The 15,795-nt window shown below is 65.0% G+C and carries 15 protein-coding genes; 11 read left to right on the top strand and 4 right to left on the bottom strand.

Annotation, left to right across the window (positions count from 1 at the left end; all coding sequences use genetic code 11):
• Positions 1-126 precede the first annotated feature (126 nt).
• Genes AC3IQ7_RS26610 through AC3IQ7_RS26660 form a run of 11 tightly spaced genes read left to right on the top strand, consistent with a single transcriptional unit; the run spans position 127 to position 10,020 of the window.
• Complete coding sequence (locus tag AC3IQ7_RS26610; RefSeq protein WP_489207764.1) at positions 127-1,320, top strand: type II secretion system F family protein; 1,194 nt, start codon at positions 127-129, stop codon at positions 1,318-1,320.
• Between the two features lie 10 nt (positions 1,321-1,330).
• Positions 1,331-3,028, top strand: coding sequence for a GspE/PulE family protein (locus AC3IQ7_RS26615; protein WP_489207765.1), 1,698 nt, complete (start codon positions 1,331-1,333; stop codon positions 3,026-3,028).
• The gene (locus AC3IQ7_RS26620) at positions 3,015-3,803 is read left to right on the top strand and encodes a hypothetical protein (protein ID WP_489207766.1); all 789 of its coding nucleotides are present in this window, start codon (positions 3,015-3,017) and stop codon (positions 3,801-3,803) included. Before AC3IQ7_RS26615 ends, AC3IQ7_RS26620 begins: the two co-directional genes overlap by 14 nt.
• Complete coding sequence (locus tag AC3IQ7_RS26625) at positions 3,794-4,336, top strand: hypothetical protein (protein ID WP_099401660.1); 543 nt, start codon at positions 3,794-3,796, stop codon at positions 4,334-4,336. The genes AC3IQ7_RS26620 and AC3IQ7_RS26625 overlap by 10 nt, the downstream gene beginning before the upstream one ends.
• Positions 4,324-4,944, top strand: a complete 621-nt coding sequence (locus tag AC3IQ7_RS26630) for a hypothetical protein (protein ID WP_489207767.1) — start codon at positions 4,324-4,326, stop codon at positions 4,942-4,944. The genes AC3IQ7_RS26625 and AC3IQ7_RS26630 overlap by 13 nt, the downstream gene beginning before the upstream one ends.
• Positions 4,941-5,480: a hypothetical protein gene (locus AC3IQ7_RS26635; RefSeq protein ID WP_489207768.1), complete on the top strand. Its 540-nt coding sequence runs from the start codon at positions 4,941-4,943 to the stop codon at positions 5,478-5,480. The genes AC3IQ7_RS26630 and AC3IQ7_RS26635 overlap by 4 nt, the downstream gene beginning before the upstream one ends.
• The gene (locus AC3IQ7_RS26640) at positions 5,477-7,372 is read left to right on the top strand and encodes a secretin and TonB N-terminal domain-containing protein (protein ID WP_489207769.1); all 1,896 of its coding nucleotides are present in this window, start codon (positions 5,477-5,479) and stop codon (positions 7,370-7,372) included. Before AC3IQ7_RS26635 ends, AC3IQ7_RS26640 begins: the two co-directional genes overlap by 4 nt.
• Complete coding sequence (locus AC3IQ7_RS26645) at positions 7,369-7,839, top strand: type II secretion system protein (protein WP_489207770.1); 471 nt, start codon at positions 7,369-7,371, stop codon at positions 7,837-7,839. Before AC3IQ7_RS26640 ends, AC3IQ7_RS26645 begins: the two co-directional genes overlap by 4 nt.
• A 5-nt stretch (positions 7,840-7,844) precedes the next feature.
• Positions 7,845-8,228, top strand: coding sequence for a type IV pilin protein (locus AC3IQ7_RS26650; protein ID WP_099376693.1), 384 nt, complete (start codon positions 7,845-7,847; stop codon positions 8,226-8,228).
• Positions 8,215-8,751 carry a type II secretion system protein gene (locus AC3IQ7_RS26655; RefSeq protein WP_232731209.1) on the top strand — a complete coding sequence of 179 codons (537 nt, stop codon included), beginning with the start codon at positions 8,215-8,217 and terminating at the stop codon, positions 8,749-8,751. Before AC3IQ7_RS26650 ends, AC3IQ7_RS26655 begins: the two co-directional genes overlap by 14 nt.
• A 45-nt stretch (positions 8,752-8,796) precedes the next feature.
• On the top strand, positions 8,797-10,020 hold the full coding sequence (locus tag AC3IQ7_RS26660; RefSeq protein WP_489207771.1) for a M24 family metallopeptidase: 1,224 nt from the start codon (positions 8,797-8,799) through the stop codon (positions 10,018-10,020).
• On the opposite strand, the gene AC3IQ7_RS26665 is transcribed toward AC3IQ7_RS26660, so the two are convergent.
• The 4 genes from AC3IQ7_RS26665 to paaZ form a co-directional block, all read right to left on the bottom strand.
• Positions 10,017-11,594 (bottom strand): methyl-accepting chemotaxis protein, encoded by a 1,578-nt coding sequence (locus tag AC3IQ7_RS26665; protein ID WP_099376457.1) that lies wholly within the window; start codon positions 11,592-11,594, stop codon positions 10,017-10,019. The genes AC3IQ7_RS26660 and AC3IQ7_RS26665 overlap by 4 nt on opposite strands.
• Before the next feature lie 58 nt (positions 11,595-11,652).
• Entirely contained in the window at positions 11,653-12,060 is a 408-nt protein-coding gene (locus AC3IQ7_RS26670; protein ID WP_070224256.1) for a type 2 periplasmic-binding domain-containing protein, read from the bottom strand.
• 10 nt (positions 12,061-12,070) lie between these two features.
• Positions 12,071-13,333, bottom strand: coding sequence for a hypothetical protein (locus tag AC3IQ7_RS26675; RefSeq protein ID WP_489207772.1), 1,263 nt, complete (start codon positions 13,331-13,333; stop codon positions 12,071-12,073).
• Between the two features lie 388 nt (positions 13,334-13,721).
• Positions 13,722-15,773 (bottom strand): phenylacetic acid degradation bifunctional protein PaaZ, encoded by a 2,052-nt coding sequence (gene paaZ / locus AC3IQ7_RS26680; RefSeq protein ID WP_489207773.1) that lies wholly within the window; start codon positions 15,771-15,773, stop codon positions 13,722-13,724.
• Between the last annotated feature and the right edge of the window lie 22 nt (positions 15,774-15,795).

Consider the following 15,795-nt stretch of genomic DNA (forward strand, 5'->3'; position numbering starts at 1 on the left):
GAATTGAACTTTTTTTGGATTGTTCCTGACCGATGCCTACTTCGACCTTGTCCGCACGCGCATTCCCCTTTTCACATCACCCCATTTTCACGCCCCAGGCCCTCGTCATGTTCGCCTGACGCGGTCATGCAGTTCCACCTCAAGGTGCAGGGCCCGGCAGGCAGCCAGGCGCTGGCCATCGACGCCGCCAGCGAGGCCGAAGCGATCCGCGCGGCCGTGCGCGGCGGCTGGCGCGTGCTGGCCGTGGGCGACAGCAGCAGCGGGGAAGGCGGCGCGCCGGCGCGTCCGGGCAAACAGGGCCTGCCCCTGCTGCAATTCAGCCAGGAGCTGCTGGCCCTGCTCGAAGCGGGCCTGAACCTGGGCGAGGCCATGACGACCCTGCACAACAAGGAAACGCGCCCAGGCGCCAAGGCCACCCTGGCCGCCATCGTGCTCACCCTGCAGCAAGGGCAAAGCTTTTCCGACACCCTGGCCGGTTTCCCCGACATCTTCCCCGACATTTACATCGCCACCGTGCATGCGGCCGAACGCTCGGGCAACCTGCCCGAGGCGCTGGCGCGCTTCGTCGGCTACCAGCTGCAATTCGACGCCATCCGTAAAAAACTCATTTCCGCCGCCATCTACCCGTGCATGCTGCTCGTCGTCGGCGGCCTGGTGACGCTGTTCCTGCTCGGCTACGTGGTGCCCAAATTCAGCGTCGTCTACGAAAGTTCGGGGCGCGACATCCCGTGGATGTCGCAAATGCTGCTGGGCTTTGGCCAGACCCTGGCCGCGCATCCGCTGCTGTGCGCCAGCGCGCTGGCCGCCGTGGTGGCCGCCGTAGTCTTTGGCATCGCCAATGCCGGTGCGCGCCAGGCCCTCGTCCTGCGCCTGCTGCGCCTGCCCGTGCTGGCGGACAAGGCAGCGGAATTTCGCCTGGCCCGCTTCTACCGTGCCCTCAGCCTGCTGCTGCATGCGGGCATCCCGCTGCACAAGGCGCTGGCCATGGTCGCGCCCATGCTGCTGCCGGCGCAGCAGGAGCAACTGGCGCAGGCGCGCCGCGCGGTACAGGAAGGCATGCCGTTTTCCACCGCGCTGGAACACGCCGGCATGGCCACGCCGGTGGCGCAATCGCTGCTGAAAGTGGGCGAGAACACGGGCCGCCTGGGCGACATGCTGGAACGCTCGGCCAAGTTCCATGACGAGGAATTCGCCCGCTGGGTGGACTGGGCGTCGCGCCTGCTCGAACCGCTCTTGATGACCATCATCGGCGTGGTGATTGGCGGCGTGGTGGTGCTGATGTACATGCCGATCTTTGAACTGGCCGGGAGCTTATCGTGAGAGTCATGACATGAACGCACGCGACGAAGAACGGGCCGTGCTCGATGCGGCCATGCTGCGGCGGGCCCACGCCAGCGCACTGGAACAGGGCCGCCCGCAGATGGCCGTGCTGCAGGAAACGGCAGCCCTGCCGCCCGAAGTCTTCTTGCGCCAGCTGGCCGCCCTGTTCCGCTACCCGGCCTGGACGATGGCCGAACTGCAGGCCGCCTTGCCCGCCTTTGCCCTGCTGTCCTACACGGATTGCGCCCAGCGCGACTGCGTGCTGCTGCAGCCGGGCGTTCCCGGCGCGCCGCCCGTGCTCGTCATCGGCAACCCGTTTGCCGAAGACTTGCTGCAATGGGCCGACTTCGCCCTGTCCACGCCCTTCACGGTGGCGCTGGCGCACCCGGACGACCTTGCCGCCTATCTGCTGCAGCAGGAAAGCGTGCAACAGGCGATGCAGGAAATGCAGCACGGTGATGATGTGCCGGGCCTCGACCAGAGCATCGAGGACATTTCATTGATCCGCATCAGCGAGGACAGCAGCCCGGTGGTCAAACTGGTGAACTCCACCATCTACGATGCCCTGAAATTCCAGGCCAGCGACATCCACCTCGAATGCGACGTGGCCAGCCTGGTCATCAAGTACCGCGTCGACGGCGTGCTGGTGCAGGCAGGCCAGGTGCAGGGACTGGCGATGGCCGAACAGATCATCTCGCGCATCAAGGTGATGGCCGACCTCGACATCGCCGAGCGCCGCATCCCGCAGGATGGCCGCTTCAAGGTGCGCGTGAAAGGGGCAGAGATCGACTTTCGCGTTTCCATCATGCCCAATATCTTTGGCGAAGACGCCGTGCTGCGCCTGCTGGACCGGCGCGCGCTGACGGAGGCGGCGCAGGCGCTGCGCCTGGAAAGCCTGGGCCTGAACGAGGACGCCATCGAGCAGATCCGCCGCCTGGCCGCCAAGCCGCACGGCATGCTGCTGGTGACGGGGCCCACGGGTTCCGGCAAGACCACCACCCTGTACGCGGCCATCACGGAAATCAATACGGGGCGCGACAAGATCGTCACCATCGAAGACCCTGTCGAATACCGCTTGCCGCGCGTGCTGCAGATCCCCGTCAACGAAAAAAAGGGACTGACCTTCGCGCGCGGCCTGCGCTCCATCCTGCGCCACGATCCTGACAAGATCATGATCGGCGAAATCCGCGATGACGAAACGGCGCAGATCGCCGTGCAGGCGGCGCTCACGGGCCACCTGGTATTTACCACCGTGCACGCGAACAACGTCTTCGACGTGGTGGGGCGCTTCCTGCACATGGGTGTCGATGCCTACAGCTTTGCGGCGGCCCTGAACGGCATCGTGGCGCAGCGCCTGCTGCGTCTCAATTGCGCCCATTGCGCCATCGACGCCAGCGCCGAGGTGCTGGCCGATGCGCAGCAGCTGCGCGACAGCGGCCTGGCCCTGCACCAGGTACAGGACTGGCAATTCATGGCCGGCAAAGGCTGCGGCCATTGCCGCGGCACCGGTTACAAGGGCCGCAAGGCCGTCGCCGAAGTGCTGATGCTCAGCGACGCGATGCGCGAAATGATCTGCACGCGGGCGCCCCTGAGCCAGATGAAGGAAGAAGCGGCGCGCAACGGCTTTCGCCTGGCGCGCGAAGCGGGCCTGGACCTGGTGCGGCGCGGCGAAACCACTTTAGCGGAGCTCAATCGTGTCACTTATTGAACGTATTACCCGCGCCACCCTGTGCCTGCACCTGGCGCCGCACGGATTGCACGGCGTGCAGCGCCGCGCCGGCCGTCCCGTGGCAGACAGCGCATTCCATTTGCCGATCCTGAACCCCGACGCCAGCTGGGAAGTGGCGCTGGCCGCCCTGCGTGGCTGGCTCGAACAGCACAATGAAAAAAAACTGCCGTTGGCCATCAGCCTGGCCAGCCGCTGGTGCGCCATGCTGATGGTGCCGTGGAGCGGCGCCCTGCTCGACCGAACCAGCGCGCAGCGTTTCCTGCATAGCCAGTTCGCTGCCGTCTACGGCGATGGCGCGCGCGCCTGGCGCCTGGCTGCCGACGATGCACCCTATGGCAAGCCACGCCTGGCCTGCGGCATCGATGCGGCCCTGCTGCAAGGCGTGCAGGATGCGGCGGCCGCGCATGGACGGCGCTGCCTGTCCCTCGAACCCATCGTCGGGCCGGCCTGGCGCAGCATCGCCGGCGGAAAACCTGCCGCCTTCGCCCTGGTGGAAGCGGGACGGCTGCTGCTGGCAACGACGAGTGGCGGGCGCATCACGGCCCTGCACAGCCAATCCTGCGGCGCTGCCTGGGGCGACGAACTGGATCGGGCATGGCGGCGCTGGAACTTGCGCGCGCCGCAACTGGACGCCATCGAACACGTGGCGCTGCTCGACCTGAGCGGCGTGCCGCAGGAAGAGCTGCCGGCGCGCTTTCAGCCCCTCCCCGTGGCCGGCGCCGCCCACCTGATGCGGGAGGCCGCATGGGCCTGAGCCGCCTGGAATTGCTGGCGCCCGGCACGGTGCAGACCTTCAAGGGCTGGCGCCTGGCCCTGTGCCTGGCGGGCGGCCTGATGCTGTTGCCGGCCGCCGTGTACTGGCTGGTGCAGGCACAGGAAACGCGGCGCCTGGAAGCGCAACTGGCGCAGCTACAACCCGCGCGTCCCGTGCGCACGCCCCTCTCGGCAAGCCAGCAACGCGAACGCGACCTCGAACTGAAACAGGTGGCCGCCGCCGTGCGCCAGCTCAACCTGCCCGTCACGCGCCTGGTCAGGACGGTGCAGGCGCCGCGCGACGTGCGCGTGGCCTTGCTGGGACTGGACTTGAACGCGCAGCAGGGACAGGATGGCGCCAGCGTCCTGAAAATCGCCGCCGAGGCGGAAACACCGCAGGACATGCTCAACTACCTGGCCTTCCTGAACCAGCAGCCCATGTTCAGCTCCGTGTATCTGCTCAAACACGAGATGAATGCGAACGCCCCCGAACACCCTTACCGTTTTCAGCTGGAGGCGCAATGGCGGCAATAAAACCCGTATTCAAAGCCGGCACGCCCGTGGCCCGCGCGCGCCTGCAGCTGCGCATGCCCCCGCGCCTGGCGTGGGAGGCTTCGCGTCTGTGGCGCCCCCTGGGCTGGCCTTGCGCCCTCGGCGCCGCCGGCCTGGCGCTGACCGCTTTCGCCGTGCAGCAGGGCGATGCGCTGGCCGAACGCCAGCAGCAACTGGCGGCGCAACTGGCCACGGCTGCCAGACAGTCGGCACTGCCGCAGGCAGCAATCACGCTCGATGCGGATGCCGACAGCCTGGCCGCCTTTCACGCCTACCTGCCCGCGCATGACAGCATTCCCGAACAATTGAAGGCCTTGCTGGAAGTGGCGCAAAAGAGCGGTGTCACCCTGGCCAAGGCCGACTACAAGCCGCAGGAAGACGGTAACACGGCCTTCCTGCGCTACCAGATCACCCTGCCGGTAAAAGCCGAATACGCGCAGCTGCAAACCTTTATCGTCGACGCCCTCCAGGCGCTACCGACCCTCACGCTCGATTCGGTTCTCTTCAAGCGCGAGCAGATCGAAGCGGGCGAGATCGACGCGCGCATCCAGTTCATCCTGCTGGTGAAAAAGGCGGAGGTGCGCCGATGAAAAAAGCCGTACTGGGAGGCGCCGCCGTGGCGACCTTGCTTGCCGCCCTCTTCGCGCCCGAGGATGAAGGCAGCATCGTGGGACCGGCCACGGCCACCACGCGCCAGGTGGAGCGGGTGGCGCCAGCCCCCCTCGCTGCAGCCACCGTTCCACCAATCAATCGCGCGCTGGCCATCGAACCGCGCCGGGGACTCGACGACGACGACGAAGCCGCCACCCTGTTCGCCAAGCAAAGCTGGCAGCCAGAGACGCCGAAAAAGATCATGCTCGACCAGCAGGCGGCCCAGGCCGCGCTGCCCGCGGCCCGCGTGGATGCGAACGCGCCGCCACCGCTGCCCTTTCAATTCCTGGGCCTCTTTGTCGATGAAGGCAAGGCGGCCTACTTCCTGCAGGCGGGCGAACGCAACGTGGTGGCGCGTCCCGGCGATACGCTCGAAGAGCGCTACCGCTTCGATGGCGTGGTGCAGGGTTCTCTGCAATTTACCTATCTGCCGCTCAACCTGAAACAGACACTCGCCGTAGGGGATCTCAATTGAAACAACGCATACCACGTACTGGCATCACCCTGCTGCCGATGCTGTTCCTGCTGGCCGCCTGTGCCGGCAACCAGGCGTATAACGATGGCCAGGCCATGCTGGGCGCGGGGCGCACGGAACAGGGCCTGGCCCTGCTGGAACAGGCGGCGCAAGCCGAGCCGACCAACGCCAAGTACCGTATCGCCGTCACGAATGGCAGGATGCGCGCGCTGAACAATCTGAATGGTCGCGCCGAGGCGCTGCGCCAGCAGGGCAAGCTGCCCGAAGCGCAAGCGCTGTACCAGCAGGCGCTGGCACTGGACGCCAGCAACGACGTGGCGCAGCGGGGCCTGGCCGGGGTGGCGCAGGATGAACGGCACCGCAAGCTGGTGCAGGAAGCGCAGGCCAGCTACCAGCGCGGCGGCGAGGCGAATATCGCGCAAGCGCAGGAAGCGTTGCGCCAGGTGTTGCAGGAGCGCCCCGCACAGCGCGAGGCGCTGGCCCTGAAAGGCCGCATCGGCGAGGCACAATCCAAAAGCCTGCCGGCTGGAGGCAAGCTGGCGGCCGCCTACCGCAAACCCGTGACCCTCGAATTTCGCGACGCGCCGCTGCGTTCCGTGTTCGACTTCATCAGCAAAGTCTCGGGCCTGAACTTCGTCTTCGACAAGGAAGTCGACCCGGCCCTGCGCGCCACCATTTCCGTGCGCGACACCAGCATCGAAGAGGCGATTGCCATGCTGCTGGGCGCCAACCAGCTGGAACAAAGCGTCACCAGCGACAAGTCGATCACGATTTACCCGAACACGCCGCAAAAGGTGAAGGATTACCAGCAACTGGTGGTGCGCACCTTCTTTCTCGCCAATGCGGACGTCAAGACCGTGGCGTTTTCCATCAAGACCCTGCTCAAGGCCAAGGATGTCGTCACGGATGAACGCCTGGGCATCATCATGCTGCGCGATACGCCGGAAATGGTGCGCATGGCCGAGCGCATCATCAATGTGCAAGACCTGGCCGATCCGGAAGTGATGCTGGAAGTCGAGGTGCTGGAAGTCAAGCGCACGCGCCTGATGGAACTGGGCGTGCGCTGGCCAGACCAGGCCAGCCTGACACTGGCCGGTGCTGCAGGTATTACGGGAGGCCTGGGCGGCCTGAAGGTGGCGGACCTGCACCGCATCAATGGCGACAATATCAATCTGGGCATCGGCGGCGTCACCCTGAACGCCAACAAGACGGACAGCGACAGCAATATCCTGGCCAACCCGCGCATCCGCGTGCGCAACAAGGAAAAAGCCAAGATCCTGATCGGCGACCGCGTGCCCGTCATTACCGTGACGACGAATAACGGCGTCAGTTCCGACAGTGTCAACTACATCGATGTGGGCCTGAAACTCGACGTGGAACCGAACGTCTACCTGGACGACGAAGTGGCCATCAAGATCAACCTGGAAGTGTCGAACGTCGTCAAGGAAGTCATCAGCAAGACGGGCACGCAGGCTTACCAGATCGGCACGCGCAGCGCCTCCACGGTCCTGCGCCTGAAGGATGGCGAGACGCAGGTGCTGGCGGGCCTGATCAGCGATGAAGACCGGGGCACAGCCAACAAGGTGCCTGGCGTGGGCGAACTGCCCGTGCTGAACCGCCTGTTCGGCAGCCAGAAGGACGACGCCATGCGCAGCGAGATCGTGCTGTCGATCACGCCGCGCCTGCTGCGCAGCATACGCCGTCCGGACCTGACGACAGCCGAATTCAACTCCGGCACCGAGGCCTCCGTGGGCGGCCGCGCCAGCGTGGGCGGCTCCCCAGAGGCTATCGCCGCGCCGGAGCAAGCCCCGGCGCGCACCGGCTCGCCCATGACGGGCGGCGACGAGGCTCCCGCCACCGGCGACAAGGCCACTGTCAAGGGTGGCCAGTGAAAGAGCAGGGCTTTACCTTCATCGAACTGATGATCACCCTGGCCATCATGGCGACCCTGGCCACGGTGGCCGTGCCGATGGCGCAGGTGGCGCAGCAACGGGCGAAGGAACAGCAATTGCGCAGCGCCCTGATCGAGATGCGCGAGGCGATCGATACCTACAAGCGCGCCTCGGACAATGGCCGCATCAAACTGTCGCTGGGCGCTTCCGGCTATCCGAAAAAACTCGAGGAACTGGTCGAGGGCGTGCCCGACCAGCGCAGCCCGTCCAAGCAGAACATCTATTTCCTTCGCCGCCTGCCGCGCGACCCGTTCCAGCCCAGGGAAGAAGGCAGCGCGGCCGATAGCTGGAGCAAGCGCGCCTATGCCTCGCCGCCCGACAATCCCAGCGAAGGCGAAGACGTGTTCGACGTCGCCTCGCGCTCGACCAAGGTGGGCCTGAACGGCATGCCGCTCAATCAATGGTGAACCCGATGCCAGTCTCTTCTCCTCGCCGCGGTTTTACGCTGGTCGAACTACTGGTGGTGCTGGCCATCATCTCGCTGCTGCTGACGATCGCCATTCCCCGCTATTTCGGCTCCGTAGAAAAATCGAAGGAAGTCGCGCTGAAGGAAAACCTGCAGGTGCTCAGGAGTGGCCTGGATAAATACTATGCCGACAAAGGCGAGTATCCGGCCGCGCTGGCCGACCTGGTGACCCACCATTACTTCCGCAGCGTGCCGCTCGATCCCGTCACGGAGTCCGCCGCCACCTGGCAGCTGATTCCTTCGCCGAATGGCGAGATCGGCGGCGTGGCCGACGTGCGCAGCGGCGCCAAGGGCAAGACGCGCGAGGGCATCCCCTTTGAGCAGCTCTGATTTTCGACGCCGCGCACGGGGCTTCGCGTATATCTGGACCCTGATGCTGGTGGCCTTCATGGGCGTCGGCCTGGTGCTGGCCAGCGAATTGCATGCCACGGCCGCGCGGCGCGACAAGGAACGCGAGCTGCTGTTCATCGGCCATGAATTTCGCAATGCGCTGGGCCGCTACTACGACAGCACGCCGGGCGACGGGCGGCCCCGCTATCCATTGACCCTGCAGGAATTGCTGCGCGACCCGCGTTTCGCCAACGCCCGGCGGCACTTGCGCCGCCTGTATGCGGACCCCGTCACGGGCAAGGCGGAATGGGGGCTGCTGCGGCAGGAGGGACGCATTGTCGGCATCCATTCGCTGTCGCCGCAGCTGCCCATCAAGCAGGACAATTTTCTCGACGAAGACGCCAGCCTGCGCCGCAAGCAGCGCTACGCAGACTGGCACTTCACCTATCCGCACGACCTGGTGCTGGCGCCGCCCGATGCCGCCGGCGGCGCGCCCGGACTCAAGCCGAAAGGCGCGAACTGATATCATGCCCGCATTCCATATTCCGCATTGAGCAAAGGAGCAGGCATGAGCATAGGTGGCACTTCCATCGAACAGGCATTGGCATCGCTGTCGGACATGACGGGCGGCATGGTCGCCATCGGCAAGGACGAACATGCGCAACGCATCGCCAAGGCGCAAGCGTTCATGCGCAAACAGGGCATCGCTGCGGTCTACCTGAACGCGGGCGCCAATCTCACCTATTTCACGGGCACCAAATGGTATGCCAGCGAACGCATGGTGGGCGCCATCCTGCCAGCCAGCGGCGACATCGAATACATCGCCCCCGCCTTCGAGGAAAGCACCTTGACGGGCTTCATGCTCATTGAAGGCAAGGTCAATTGCTGGGAAGAGCATGAAAGCCCGTACCAGCTGTTCGTTGACGTATTGGCGCGCATGGGGATCGCCCAGGATGCGGCTACGGCCCCGCGCGTGGGCATCTGCGAAAGCGCCGCCTTCTTCATCTACGACGGCGTCAAACCGCTGGCGCCCGGCTATGCGCTGGAAAACGCCCGCGCCGTCACGGCGTACTGCCGCAGCCGCAAGTCAGCGGCGGAAATCGCCCTGATGCAGCGCGTGATGGACATGACCCTGGCCGTACACGTGGCCACGGCCAGCATGCTGGTCGAAGGCATCACGACGGTGGAAGTGGAAGAATTCATCCAGCGTGCGCACCGCAAGGTGGGGGCACCCCGCTCGTATTTCTGCATCGTGCTGTTCGGCGAAGCGACCGCGTATCCGCATGGCGTCAATTACGTGCAAACCCTGAAGGCGGGCGACACGGTGCTGATCGACACGGGCTGCCAGGTGATGAACTACATCTCCGACATCACGCGCACCTATGTGTTTGGCGACATCAGCGAACGCCAGCGCAGCGTATGGAACAGCGAAAAGGCGGCGCAGGCCGCCGCATTCGCGGCCGCGCAGCTGGGCGTGCCCTGCGGCGACGTGGACCGCGCCGCGCGCGTGTCGCTGGAGGCAGACGGCTTCGGCCCCGGCTACAAGCTGCCCGGCCTGCCGCACCGCACGGGACACGGCATCGGCCTCGATATCCACGAGTGGCCTTACCTGGTGGGCAATGACACGACGCCGCTCGACGTGGGCATGTGCTTCTCGAACGAGCCGATGATCTGCATCCCCGGCGAATTCGGTATCCGCCACGAAGATCATTTTTACATGACGGAAAACGGCGCACGCTGGTTCACCGAACCAGCGCACAGCATCGACGATCCGTTCGGCTTGCGCGCTTAAGCCTTCGTCAACGCCAGCCGCCGTGCCGCCGGCACGGTGGCAATCGGCGCCAAACCACCCTGCGCCAGCTTGAACACGGCCAGCGCCGTGCCCAGCTGCACGGCCTGTTCCTGCAGCGATTCTGCCGCAGCAGATGCTTCTTCCACCAGTGCGGAATTTTGCTGCGTCATCTGGTCCATGCTGCCGATGGCCACGCCGATGTCCCCGATGCCGGCGCTTTGCGCCTGGCTCGCGGCGCTGATCTCGGCCATGATGTCGGCCACCTTTTTCACGGAGTCGACGATCTGGCCCATGGTCAGACCCGCCTCGTCAACCAGCTTCGAGCCGACATTCACCTTGGCCACCGAATCGCCGATCAATTGCTTGATTTCACGCGCCGCTGCCGCGCTGCGCTGCGCCAGGTTGCGCACTTCGGACGCCACCACGGCAAAGCCGCGTCCCTGTTCACCCGCGCGCGCCGCTTCCACGGCCGCATTCAAGGCAAGGATATTGGTCTGGAAAGCGATGCCGTCGATCACGCCGATGATGTCGACGATGCGTTTGGATGAATCGTTGATCTCGCCCATGGTGGTGACCACCTGGCTGACCACTTGCCCACCCTTCACGGCCACCGACGATGCCGACACAACCAGTTCGTGCGCCTGGCCCGCGTTGGCGGCGTTGTCGCGCACGGTGGAGGTCAAGCTGTCCATGCTGCGCGCCGTCTGATCCAGACTGCCCGCCTGCGATTCCGTGCGTGCCGCCAGGTCCGCATTGCCCTGCGCGATTTCGGCGCTGGCCACCTGGATGGTTTCGGCCGACGCCTTGATACCGGACACCATGCCGGCTAGCCGGCCGCGCATCTCTTTCAATGCCGCCAGCAGGCTGGCCTGGTCGCCTGCCTCGGTGGCGATCTCCATCGAGAGGTCGCCATCGGCCACGGCGCGCGCGATCTGGCGCGCGTATTCGGGCTCGCCGCCCAGCTGCTGCCAGATGGCGCGCACGACGAAATGCGACACGGCCACCAGGCAGACGATGACGGCCAGCGCCACGACGATGCTGGTATTGAGCGCATTGCGCACATTGGCCGCGCTGCGTTCGATGCCCTGCTTGAATTGCAATTGCGCCTGTTCGTTGGTCCTGGCCAGGTCCGTGTTGAGCACCGCCAGCGCGCCCTGCATGCGTGCCACGGTCGCTTGCGGGTCGCCCTCTTCCATTTCCAGCATGATGCGCGCCGCGCTCAGCGCCGGCGCATAGTAGGCATCGAATTCCCTGGCCAGCCGCTGGCCCTGCTCGCGCTGGCCGGGGATCGCCGCAAAGGCGGTCAGTTTTTCGCGCAGCTTGACTGCCTGGCCGCCGACTTGTCCGATGCGCTCCTTGTCGCCTTCGCTGACGGCGTCGCGCAGGGCATCGCCGACGGCGGCCACGTCCAGGGTCAGTGACTTGGCCATGTCGAGCACGGGATAGTCGGCACTTTCGGTGGCGTGGATGGAATTGAGCGTGGCCGTGGACAGATAGGCGCTGACGGCCAGCCCCAGCCCGAAAATCACGGCCGAGACGACAGGCAGCGCCCATATCTTGCGTTTGATGCTCATTGCTGTCTCCTGATGTATGTGTACCGGGCCGCCGCATGGCGCGCGGCCCGGGCCGGCTTTATGGCGCCGTCAGCACCACTTTGACGCTGGCGTCGACGGCACTCTTTTCGATATAGCCGATGGCTTTCGGATCGGCGGCCACGGCCTTCTTCACGTCGGCGCTATTGGCCACTTCCTTCGGCAAGGTCGCCTTGCCCGTGAAGACCAGCTTGGACCACAAGGCCTTCGCCTGCGACGGTTCCTTGTCCGTCACCTTCTTGTAGAACTCGGCGCGCACGGGCGCGCTTTCCGGCTGGTCGATCGGCGTCATGGCCGTCGATTTACCGAGGAAAAACTGCGCCACCTGTTCATTCGTCATGGCGCCCGCGGCACTCTTCGGATTGACCACCACGACCACTTCGGCCATGGCGGGAACGGCGGTCGACAGCGCCAGCAAGGCAGCCACATTCAAGATCAATGGTTTCATGCGGCGCTCCTTAGAAAACGAAATCGATGGCGGCGGCAGCCACCGTGACGGGGCCATGGAAACCTGGCTTGGCTTGCACGAACAGGCCAGGACCATTCTTCGGCTTGATGCGATCGATCTGCACTTTCAGCGCGGCCGAACGGTGGAAATCCCAGCGCACGCCGATGCTGTCCGTCGATTGCTCGAGCTGGTTGCGCGTATAAGCCAGGGTGTCGACGCCGGCCGACAGGGCGCGCAGGGTCGGCGTGCAGGCGGCAGGATAGCCGGCAGGGCAGGATGCGGGCACGGTGTTGTTCACGCGGCCATCGGCCTTCAGGCTGGCGTGGCTGTAGTAGGGCAAAAAGGCGCCGATGCGGTAGCCGCCCATCACGTACCACGAGGTGCTGTCGCTGACATAGCTGTCCGTCTTGCGCTTCGCATATTCCGACTGCAGCAGCACATTGTTCCAGTCCAGGCCCAGGCCCACGGACGTGAACGACGCCTTCTTGCCCTTGACTTCCAGCGCATCGGCCAGAGCGCCCAGCTGGGCGATCCTGTAGCCGCTGCCGGCCGCGCGCAAGCTGCCCATCAAGGTATTCAGGCTGGGCGAATCGTTGATCGTCAGCTTGGTCTCGGCACGGCCGAAGCGCACGGTGACGGGGCCATGCTCGGCCACCACGTTGAGGGCGACGATGGACTTGCCTTCCACCTGCACGGTCGACGCGGGTCCCGTGGCCAGGGTGGCCTTGGTCCGGCCCAGCGCCAGCTGCGTGGTGATGCTGGTATCGCCAGCGCTGAACTGGTAGGTGCCGTCGATGCCGTCGATGCTGTTCAGGGGTACCTGCGAATACATTTCACCGGGCGGGCGCAGCATGGTGTTGGCATAGCCGACGTTGCGGTAATCGGAAATCATGAAGACGGGCAGGCCCATGCGGCCGACGCGCACGCTGAAGCTGTCCGACACCTTGGCCTTGGCAAAGGCCCAGGCCAGTTCGGCGCCGAAATCGTCCTCGCCATCCTTGCGCGCCAGGCCCTGCACGGTGGCCGACAGCCAGGGATTGACGGTGACATTGGCTTGCAGTCCCAGGTTGGAATCGACGCCCGTGCGGGCTGTCTTGCTGGCGCCAGCCGCCTGGTTCGGGCGCGCGAACTGGGCGTTGTCGGTATCGGCCATGGTCAGGGCGGCCGTGCCGTAACCGCTGATCTTGACCGCGGGGCCAGTGGCCTCTTCGGCGTAGGCATGGCTGATGGCCAGGGGCATGGCCAGCAGGAAAATCAGGACGTGTTTATTCATAGTAATTAAATACCCGTAGCGGTGAACGTGGAATGGGACTCGCGGTCGATGGCTCACCGGCCGTAAAAGGCCGGGTCCGTTTTTTTCGCGCCGCCATCGCGTCGAGGAGCGTGCATGGCGGCGTGACCAGTGAGTAAAACCATGCTACAGAGAAAAGGTTTTACGTTGGAAAGTTTTCTTGAGGCAATGAGTGAATTCGCCCCTTTTCACGAAAAAAGCACGCGTTCTAGAGGGGTTTATCTAAATAGCACGCCGTGCAAAACCACACTTTCGCTATATTTTTCATACACTTATGGATAATTCAAGACGAAAAGAAGCGGAATAAAAAAAGCGCCACCCGTGCGAAGATCGCGGGTGGCGCCGTTCAAACCAGTCCTGCCGAAAACGCTTACTCGCGCTTCGACACCAGGGTCAGAATGTCGTAGCTGGCCACCAGCTCCTCGTTCTGGTTCGTCACCTGCACGTCCCACGCGACCACGCCCTGGCCCACGCCAAACACGTCCTTGCGGTTGCGGTCGACCTTGCGCTTGCACGTCAGGCGCGCGCGGATGGTGTCGCCGATGGCGACGGGCGCGACGAAACGCAGGTTGTCCAGGCCATAGTTGGCCAGCACGGGACCGACGCCCGGCGAGACGAACAGGCCGGCGGCGGCCGACAGCACGAAGTAGCCGTGGGCGATGCGCTTGCCGAACTGCGATTCCTTGGCCGCGATTTCGTCGAAGTGCATGTAGAAGAAGTCGCCCGAGATGCCGCCAAAGGCGACGATGTCCGCTTCGCTGACGGTACGGCGGTGCGTCAGCAGCGAGTCGCCCGTCTTCAAGTCTTCGAAGTGCTTGCGGAACGGGTGGATCGGGCTTTCGTTGACGTCCGCGCCGCGCACGTATTCGCCGGTGATGGCCGCCAGCATGGTGGGCGAGCCTTGCACGGCCGCCCGTTGCAGGTAGTGGCGCACGGCGCGCACGCCGCCCAGCTCTTCGCCGCCGCCCGCGCGGCCAGGGCCGCCGTGCTTCAGTTGCGGCAGGGGCGAGCCATGGCCCGTCGAATCGACGGACGCCACGCGCTCGAGCACGTGCACGCGGCCATGCGTGGCCGCCACTTGCGGCACCACGCGCGCGGCAATCTTCGGATCACGCGTCACCAGGGTGCTCACCAGGCTGCCCTTGCCGCGCGCGGCCAGGGCCAGCGCCTCGTCGATATCGTTATAGCCCATCATGGTGCTGACGGGGCCGAACGCTTCCACGTCATGCACGGCGTCGTTGCCGAAGGCGTCGCGGCACAGCAGCAAGGTCGGCGAGAAGAAGCTGCCATCCTGCGCGCCATCGCCGAGCGGATTGAAACCGTCGGCCGCGCCAAATACCACCTCGTTGCCCTGCGACAGGGTGGCGACACGTTCGGCCACGTCGTTCTGCTGCTCTTTCGAGGCCAGAGCGCCCATGCGCACGCCTTCGATGGACGGATCGCCCACCACCACCTTGGCCAGGCGTTCGCGCAAGCGCGTGCCGACGGCGTCCATCAGGTGTTCGGGTACGATGATGCGGCGAATCGCCGTGCATTTCTGGCCCGACTTGCCCGTCATTTCGCGCACGACTTCCTTGACGAACAGGTCGAATTCCACGTCGTCTGGCGTGACGTCCGGCGCCAGGATGGCGCAATTGAGCGAATCGGCTTCGCCGTTGAACGGCACGGACTGGGCGATCAGGTTGGAATTGGTGCGCAGCTTGGCGGCAGTCGCGGCCGATCCTGTGAATGTCACGAAATCCTGGCCATTCAGGCGGTCCAGCAAGTCGCCCGTGGAGCCGATCACCAACTGCAGGCTGCCGGCCGGCAGCAAGCCCGATTCATGCATCATGCGCACGACGGCCTGCGTCAGGTAGCTCGTCGCCGTGGCCGGCTTGGCGATACAGGGCATGGCCGCCAGGAAGCTGGGTGCGAATTTTTCCAGCAAGCCCCAGATAGGGAAATTGAAGGCGTTGATGTGCACGGCCAGGCCGCCGCGCGGCACCAGGATGTGCGTGCCGGCGAAACCGCCCTTCTTGCCCAGCGCGATGGCCGGGCCTTCATGCAGCACGTTCGACGACGGCAGCTCGTTGCTGCCCATGCTGGCGTAGGCGAACAGGGTGCCCGTGCCGCCTTCGATGTCGACCCAGCTATCGGCGCGCGTGGCACCCGACAAATGCGAGATCGCGTACAGTTCTTCCTTGCGCTCGACCAGATACAGGGCCAGCGCCTTCAGGCGCGCGGCGCGCTGCTGGAAATCGAGCGCCATCAGACCCGGCACGCCCGTCTTGCGCGCATACGTGACGGCTTCATCGAAGTCGATCTTTTCCGCATGCGTGTGATAGATGACGCGGTTGTTCAAGGCGCTGTGCAGGGGCACGGCGGCACTTTCGCCCAGCCAGCGGCCGGCAATCAGGCTTTGCAGGGTGGATATTTGAGCCATGTGGTTTACTCCTATGTAGGTT

This window comes from Janthinobacterium sp. GL_088 (assembly GCF_057837845.1).